The organism is Ferruginibacter sp. (assembly GCF_031430955.1).
Taxonomy (GTDB): Bacteria; Bacteroidota; Bacteroidia; order Chitinophagales; family Chitinophagaceae; genus Ferruginibacter.
Map to the genome: position 1 here is coordinate 1 of NZ_JANPCM010000683.1, position 5,374 is coordinate 5,374.

General features: G+C 37.2%; 11 protein-coding genes. All 11 read right to left on the reverse strand.

Annotated features, from left to right (window positions below):
* On the reverse strand, positions 1–229 hold a 229-nt coding region (locus tag ACY65O_RS19485; protein ID WP_462222526.1), incomplete at its 3' end, for a 50S ribosomal protein L18.
* Positions 230–305: 76 nt separating this feature from the next.
* Positions 306–860, reverse strand: coding sequence for a 50S ribosomal protein L6 (gene rplF, locus ACY65O_RS19490; protein WP_462222527.1), 555 nt, complete (start codon positions 858–860; stop codon positions 306–308).
* Positions 861–976: 116 nt separating this feature from the next.
* On the reverse strand, positions 977–1,375 hold the full coding sequence (rpsH, locus tag ACY65O_RS19495) for a 30S ribosomal protein S8 (protein ID WP_462222528.1): 399 nt from the start codon (positions 1,373–1,375) through the stop codon (positions 977–979).
* 76 nt (positions 1,376–1,451) lie between these two features.
* Positions 1,452–1,721, reverse strand: coding sequence for a 30S ribosomal protein S14 (rpsN, locus tag ACY65O_RS19500; protein WP_462222529.1), 270 nt, complete (start codon positions 1,719–1,721; stop codon positions 1,452–1,454).
* A 36-nt stretch (positions 1,722–1,757) separates the two neighbouring features.
* Positions 1,758–2,324, reverse strand: a complete 567-nt coding sequence (rplE, locus tag ACY65O_RS19505; RefSeq protein ID WP_462222530.1) for a 50S ribosomal protein L5 — start codon at positions 2,322–2,324, stop codon at positions 1,758–1,760.
* Positions 2,324–2,686 carry a 50S ribosomal protein L24 gene (rplX, locus tag ACY65O_RS19510; protein ID WP_462222531.1) on the reverse strand — a complete coding sequence of 121 codons (363 nt, stop codon included), beginning with the start codon at positions 2,684–2,686 and terminating at the stop codon, positions 2,324–2,326. The genes rplE and rplX overlap by 1 nt, the downstream gene beginning before the upstream one ends.
* Positions 2,687–2,803: 117 nt before the next feature.
* On the reverse strand, positions 2,804–3,172 hold the full coding sequence (gene rplN / locus ACY65O_RS19515; protein WP_462222532.1) for a 50S ribosomal protein L14: 369 nt from the start codon (positions 3,170–3,172) through the stop codon (positions 2,804–2,806).
* Between the two features lie 100 nt (positions 3,173–3,272).
* Positions 3,273–3,530, reverse strand: coding sequence for a 30S ribosomal protein S17 (gene rpsQ / locus ACY65O_RS19520; RefSeq protein ID WP_462222533.1), 258 nt, complete (start codon positions 3,528–3,530; stop codon positions 3,273–3,275).
* Between the two features lie 70 nt (positions 3,531–3,600).
* The gene (rpmC, locus tag ACY65O_RS19525; RefSeq protein WP_462222534.1) at positions 3,601–3,807 is read right to left on the reverse strand and encodes a 50S ribosomal protein L29; all 207 of its coding nucleotides are present in this window, start codon (positions 3,805–3,807) and stop codon (positions 3,601–3,603) included.
* Between the two features lie 79 nt (positions 3,808–3,886).
* A complete protein-coding gene (gene rplP, locus ACY65O_RS19530; protein WP_462222535.1) occupies positions 3,887–4,306 on the reverse strand; it encodes a 50S ribosomal protein L16 in 420 nt (139 codons plus the stop codon).
* A 134-nt stretch (positions 4,307–4,440) separates the two neighbouring features.
* Positions 4,441–5,259, reverse strand: a complete 819-nt coding sequence (gene rpsC / locus ACY65O_RS19535; RefSeq protein WP_462222536.1) for a 30S ribosomal protein S3 — start codon at positions 5,257–5,259, stop codon at positions 4,441–4,443.
* Positions 5,260–5,374 lie beyond the last annotated feature (115 nt).

Below are 5,374 nucleotides of genomic sequence, written 5' to 3' on the forward strand. Positions count from 1 at the left end.
CAGCGCCAACCAATTTACCTTTTTCAATTTTAGGCGCTTTTTGTGCAGCAATATCTTTTTGTCTTGATGAAGCTGCGGCTAATGTTACACCGTTAGCATCGTCAATTAATTGAGCATAAATATCTGCATTGCTTCTAAAAACACTCAATCTTGGTTTTGCTGCAGCACCGCTTATCTTTTTACGGATGCGGTATTTAATTTTTACTCTTGCGCTTGATTTACTGTTCATGTTATTTCTGTTTTATCCTGATACTGCCAGGATGAATTTTAATTTTTCCGCTTTTCCCCCTTTAATGGATAGGGGTTTACTTACCTGCCGATTTACCAGCTTTTCTTCTCAACACCTCGCCTGCAAATTTCACACCTTTACCTTTGTATGGTTCTGGCTTACGTAAGCTCCTGATTTTTGCACAGACCTGGCCAATTAATTGTTTATCGATACTCTCAAAACTAATCATGGGATTTTGTCCTTTTTCCTGAGAAGTAGTAACTTTTAATTCTTTAGGTATTTCAAAAACAATATTGTGAGAATAACCTAAAGCAAGATCTAAAAGATTACCCTGATTAGATGCTTTATAACCCACACCCACCAATTCTAATTTTTTGTTATAGCCTTCTGTTACACCTAAAACCATATTGCTGATTAAAGAGCGGTACAAACCATGCATTGCACGGTGACGTATTTGTTCAGTAGGACGCACCACATCAACGGTTCCTTCCTTTACTTCAATTTTAATATCTCTGTCAACCGTTTGTTTCAATTCTCCTTTTGGTCCTTTTACAGTAACCACGTTTTCGTTGTTAACCGAAATGGTTACACCTGCTGGAAATTCTACCGGTTTTTTTCCTATTCTGCTCATGGTCGGTTTTTTTATTTTTTATTTTAATTCGATTTGTGTTCAGCCACGACTAAGGCTTAATTGTCAAATCATGTATCTTTTGTCAAAACCCGTTTAGAGGTTTAGATGTTTAGGGGCTAGTAAATGTTGCAAAGAACTTCTCCGCCTACATTTTGTGCCTTTGCTTCTTTATCGGTCATTACACCTTTTGATGTAGAAACTATAGCAACTCCCAAACCATTCTTTACTCTTTTAAAATCGCCTGGCTTTGCATAACTGCGTAAACCCGGGCGGCTAACTCTTTCTAAACTTTGTATAACAGGTAATTTAGTAGCTGCATCATACTTTAATGCAATCTTAATAAGACCTTGTTTTTTATCTTCTTCAAACTTGTACTTTAAAATGTAACCTTTATCGTACAATATTTCAGTAATACGCTTTTTCAAATTGCTTGCAGGTATTTCTACAATACGGTGATTAGCCATTTGTGCGTTGCGTATTCTTGTTAAATAATCTGCTATAGGATCAGTAACCATTGTTATTTTAGTTAATTGATTAAATAAATTTTGTCAATGCGATATCCAAGTCCCCCTTGGGGGGATTTAGGGGGCTTTACCAGCTTGCTTTAGTAACACCCGGTATTTTACCCTGCAGTGCCATATCACGAAATTGGTTTCTTGAAAGACCAAAATACCTCATGTATCCTCTTGGTCTGCCGGTTAGCTGGCAACGGTTTCTTAAACGAACCGGTGATGCATTTTTTGGTAATAAATCCAAACCTGCATAATCACCTGCTGCTTTTAAAGCTGTTCTTTTATCAGCATATTTGGCAACGGCTGCTTCACGCTTTCTTTGCCTGGCTTCAATTGATTTTTTTGCCATGTTTTATTTTTGTTTTTTCCCTGATTTTACCCGGGGTTATTTCTTTACGTTTTTAAAAGGCATACCCAATTCTTTCAGCAATTCAAATGCTTCCTCGTTGGTATTTGCTGTTGTTACAAAAGTGATATCCAGTCCTGTAATTTTATTTACTTTATCAATATCAATTTCAGGAAAAATGATTTGCTCCGTTACACCCAGTGTGTAGTTACCACGGCCATCAAATGATTTATCATTGATACCTTTAAAGTCACGTACACGTGGTAGTGATACAGATACAAGCCTGTCTAAAAATTCGTACATTTTAACTCCACGAAGTGTAACTCTTGCACCAATGGGCATGTTTTTACGCAACTTAAAGTTTGAAATATCTTTTTTAGACATTGTTGCTACAGCTTTTTGACCGGTTACTGATGATAACTCATCAATTGCAATGTCAATCAGTTTTTTATCTGTAACCGCACCGTTAACACCACGATTCAAACAAATCTTGGTTAATTTAGGCGCCTGCATTACAGTTTTATAACTGAATTTTTTCATTAAAGCAGGTATCACTTCTGCAGTGTACTTATCTGCTAACCTTGGGTTGTTAGATTTTGTGCTCATTATTTTATTACCTCCCCTGATTTTTTTGAAATTCTTACTAATTTTCCGTTATCCCGTGTAAGCTTTACTTTAGCAGGTACTCCGGCTTTTGCATCCCAAAGCATTACATTACTAATGGCTATAGGCGCTTCTTTTTTAATGATACCACCTTTAGTATTTTGAGATGTAGGCTTAGTATGCTTGGTTATAATGTTTGCACCTTCAACCAGCACTTTGCCTTTTTCTAAAATAACTTCCAACACTTTACGTGGCTTATACTCCATCACACCCTTATCATTCTTCTGTGTTTTTCCTTCGCCAGAAATCACGATAACGGTATCTCCTTTTTTGATGTTGTACTTTGGTTTAAATCTTGTGCTCATTTTATTTTGCTTTGAGCTATGAGCTTCGAGCTTTGAGCTCCACTCTATAGCATTGAAAATCTTTTTATTAATTTATGCGGCTCGTATCCGCCGCGGCGGATCGTAACCCACATTTTTTTAAAGTACTTCCGGTGCCAATGAAATAATTTTCATGTAACCTTTGTCACGCAATTCACGAGCCACCGGCCCAAAAATACGTGTGCCTCTTGGTTCGTCTGATGCATTTAATAATACTACTGCATTATCATCAAAACGAATGTAAGAACCATCTTTACGACGTAACTTATTAGTAGTTCTAACAATTACAGCTTTGCTCACAGTTCCTTTTTTAATACCACCTGCAGGCATGGCATCTTTTACAGTAACTACAATTTTATCGCCGATTCTTGCATAATCCTGTCCGCTGTTTCCCAATACACGGATACACAAAACTTGTTTTGCTCCGCTGTTATCTGCTACGTTTAGTCTGCTTTCTTGTTGTATCATTTTTTTTAGCTTTGAGCTATTAGCTTTGAGCTGCTAGCATTTTATACTAATATTTTTCAAGTTGTGGCTCACTGCTTATAGCTTTAAGCTCACCGCTTTTTTATTTAACTTTCTCTACCACCTCAACCAGTCTCCAGCGCTTTGTTTTGCTTAAAGGACGGCTCTCCATTATTTTAACTGTATCGCCAATACTGCACTCATTCTTTTCATCATGAGCATGAAACTTTGTACTTTTCTTTACAAATTTTCCATAAAGCGGATGCTTTACTTTTCTTTCTACATTAACAGTAATGGTTTTATCCATTTTATTGCTGGATACCACTCCTAATTTTGTCTTTCTTAAATTTCTTTCTGGCATTGTTATAAATTTTAGCTTTCGCTATTTATATAAAACTTAATCTTTACTTTTTCCCTTTTCAGGACAGGAGTTACCCTATTTGTAACTTTCTTACTGCGGTTTTCAGTCGTGCAATATCCCTTCTTAATAAACGGATACTTTGCGGATTCTCCAGTGGAGAAATTGCATGAGCGAATGATAACTTTTTTAAACGCAACTCATCTTCCTGGATCTTTGCTTTTAAATCTGCTTCACCTAATCCGCTAAGGCTTTTTACAAAATCAACTTTCTTCGCCATTGTATTATTAATTTGATAATTCTAAAATTCGCTACTTCAATAAATTTGTCAATTTGCATAGTTGCAAATTTGCAAATTTTTATGCCTCGTAATCGTGACGTACTACAAACTTGGTTAAGATGGGTAGTTTTTGTGCTGCAAGTGCAAATGCTTCTTTTGCAGTTTGCTCACTAACTCCGTCACATTCAAAAATGATTCTGCCTGGTTGTACAATTGCCGCCCATCCCTCAGGGTTACCTTTACCTTTACCCATCCTTACCTCTGCAGGCTTAGCGGTAATAGGCTTATCAGGAAAAACTCTTATCCACACGTTTCCTTCTCTCTTCATATGACGGGTCAACGACTGACGGGCACTTTCTATCTGACGGTTGGTTAACCAAACACTATCCAGTGCTTTTAAACCAAATGATCCAAAGGCTAAGGTTGCACCACGTTTGGTATCTCCCTTCATTCTGCCTTTTTGTGTCTTTCTGTGTTTACTTCTTTTTGGTGATAACATCTTTTTTCAATTTATGATGTAAGATCTATGATTTATGATTTTTCAAATACACAAATCAAACAGCTTTACAATTTTATTTTAAACTTAACCCCGGATGAAATCTTAAATCAAACATCCGAAATCATACATTTCATTTATCTTCTTCCTCCGCCGCCACCGCCACGGTTTCCACCGCCGCCGCCTCTTCTGTCTCCACCACCGCCGCCGCCTCTGCGGTCATCTCCACCTCTTCTGTCATCTCTTCTTTCAAATCCACCTTGTCTTTCACCCGGTCCGCCTTCTTTACCACCACCTGCAACAACATTTGGATTTAAATCTCTTTTGCCTAAAACCTCACCTTTACAAATCCAAACCTTAACACCTATTTTACCATACACAGTCAATGCAAATACGTTTGCGTAATCAATATCCATACGCAGTGTATGCAATGGTGTACGGCCTTGTTTAATTTCTTCGCTACGTGCAATCTCAGCACCACCTAAACGGCCACCTACTTTTACTTTAATTCCTTCTGCACCCATTCTTAAAGCAGAGGCTATTGACATTTTAATAGCTCTTTTGTAATTGATACGATTTTCCAATTGACGGGCAATAGTATCAGCAACAATGTTTGCATCAAGTTCCGGACGGCGTATTTCTAAAATATTAATCTGCACATCATCTTTACCACATAATTTTTTCAATTCTTCTTTAATCCTGTCCACTTCTCCACCGCCTTTACCGATAATAATACCTGGCTTAGAAGTATGAATAGTGATAATTAATTTATTAAGTGTACGCTCAATAACAATCTTTGCTATTCCACCCTTGTTGATACGGGCATTCAAATAATTTCTGATCTTATGATCTTCAATTAGTTTTTTTGGATACTCCCTTTTATTAGCAAACCAGTTACTGTCCCAACCACGAATGATTCCTAACCTGGCTCCTATTGGATTTGTTTTTTGACCCATATTACTTAGTTAAATCTTTTATTAATTTTTAGTTGCTTTAGTATCTACAATTACTGTTACGTGGTTACTGCGTTTGCGAACCCTGTAACCACGGCCTTGTGGAGCCGGACGCATA